The sequence below is a fragment of the Kitasatospora sp. NPDC007106 genome, assembly GCF_040634455.1.
GTDB lineage: Bacteria > Actinomycetota > Actinomycetes > Streptomycetales > Streptomycetaceae > Kitasatospora > Kitasatospora arboriphila.
Map to the genome: position 1 here is coordinate 1 of NZ_JBEYFP010001179.1, position 1515 is coordinate 1515.

Genomic DNA, 1515 nt, shown 5'->3' on the forward strand with positions numbered 1-1515 from the left:
CCCCACCAATTAACACGCAGAAGACACCTACCGATATATGTCTTGTGTTGAGTGGAGTTAGAGGTGTTCTCTTCCGTTCTTGCGGCGCGATGTGCGCGACCGGCGCGGGCGCCGGGCGCTCGGCCGCGGCCGGGCGCAGGTCCTCGGTGCGGCCGGTGCGGATCGGCTCGGGGTCCGCGTCGTAGTCGTCGTCGGGGTCGTACCCCTGGCCGTCGTACGTCTCGTCCTCCACGAGGCCGAGGTAGACCGCCATCTTGCGCATTGCGCCGGCCATGCTCCTGTCTCCTCCGCTCTGTGGTGGATCGACTCCGGCTCCGGCCTCGGCCTGCGGTCCCCGCAGAGGTCCGGGCTCGCCGGACCGACGGCCCGTCAGACCGTGAGGATTCTGCGGAGATGCGATCCACGAAGTTTTCGCTAGCGCACTGGAACTGCTGCTAGGTTCTGTCCTGTTTTGTCCTGCAGTCTGATCTACTACCCGGTGACGTTACCCGAGCGGTGACCGCACGCCGAGTACCGCCGTACCGACGCGTACATGTGTCGCTCCGGCTGCCACGGCCTGCTCCAGATCCCCGCTCATGCCTGCGGACACCATCGTGGCAGTCGGATGGCTCGCCCGTACGGCGCTTGAGATTTCCGCGAGCCTGGCGAAGGCGGCGGCCGGATCGCCGGCCAGCGGGCCGGCCAGCGGAGCGACCGTCATCAGGCCGTCGAGCCTGAGGCCCGGTGCGGCGGCGATCAGGTCGGCGAGCGCCTCCACCTCGGACGGCGCCACCCCGGCGCGGTGCGCGCCCTCCCCGGCCTCCTTGTCGAGGGCCACCTGCACCAGGCAACCGAGGGGCGCGCGTCCGGAGTTGAGCACCCCGGCGGAGAGCGACTCCACCAGCCGCGGGCGGTCCACGGAGTGCACCAGGTCGGCGTAGCGGACCACCGAGCGGACCTTGTTGGTCTGCAGCTGGCCGACGAAGTGCCAGGTCAGCGGCAGGTTCACGCACTGCTCGGCCTTGGGGGCGGCGTCCTGGTCGCGGTTCTCGGCCACGTCGGTGACGCCGAGTCCGGCGAGCAGCGCGGTGTCCTCGGCCGGGTAGGTCTTGGTGACCACGACCAGGGTGACCTCGTCGCGGGCGCGGCCCGCGGCCGAGCAGGCGTCCGCGATCCGCTTCTCGACCACGTCGAGGTTGGCGCCGAGCTGCTCGTACCGCTCGCGCTGCCGCGCGTCGAGGGCGGCGGAGAAGTCGGCGCCGCCCGGGAACGGTCCGTAGATGTCGTTCGTCATGAGTCTTCGGGGCCCAACCAGACGTAGCTCGCGAGCCGGCCCGTCCGCTGCTCGCGGCGGTAGGAGTAGTGGTCGTCGGACTCGAGGGTGCAGACGTCGGAGCGCACCACGTCGGTGACGCCCGCCTCGGCGAGCTGGGCGGCGACGCCGGCGGCGACGTCCAGCGCGGGCGTGCCCCAGGAGGTCTCGGAGTCCGCGCGCAGGCGGGGCAGCTCCGCCCCGAGCCCCAGCACGACCAGACC

Annotated in this window: 2 protein-coding genes and 1 pseudogene; all 3 read right to left on the reverse strand. The window is 71.1% G+C overall.

Annotation, left to right across the window (positions count from 1 at the left end):
- A pseudogene (locus tag ABZ641_RS36925) lies at nucleotides 1-274 on the reverse strand (hypothetical protein); the annotation flags it as partial.
- A gap of 210 nt (nucleotides 275-484) precedes the next feature.
- The gene (locus ABZ641_RS36930) at nucleotides 485-1273 is read right to left on the reverse strand and encodes a YggS family pyridoxal phosphate-dependent enzyme (protein WP_344627429.1); all 789 of its coding nucleotides are present in this window, start codon (nucleotides 1271-1273) and stop codon (nucleotides 485-487) included.
- The coding region (locus ABZ641_RS36935) for a laccase domain-containing protein (protein ID WP_359988943.1) at nucleotides 1270-1515 on the reverse strand (246 nt) is incomplete at its 5' end. The genes ABZ641_RS36930 and ABZ641_RS36935, both read right to left, overlap by 4 nt.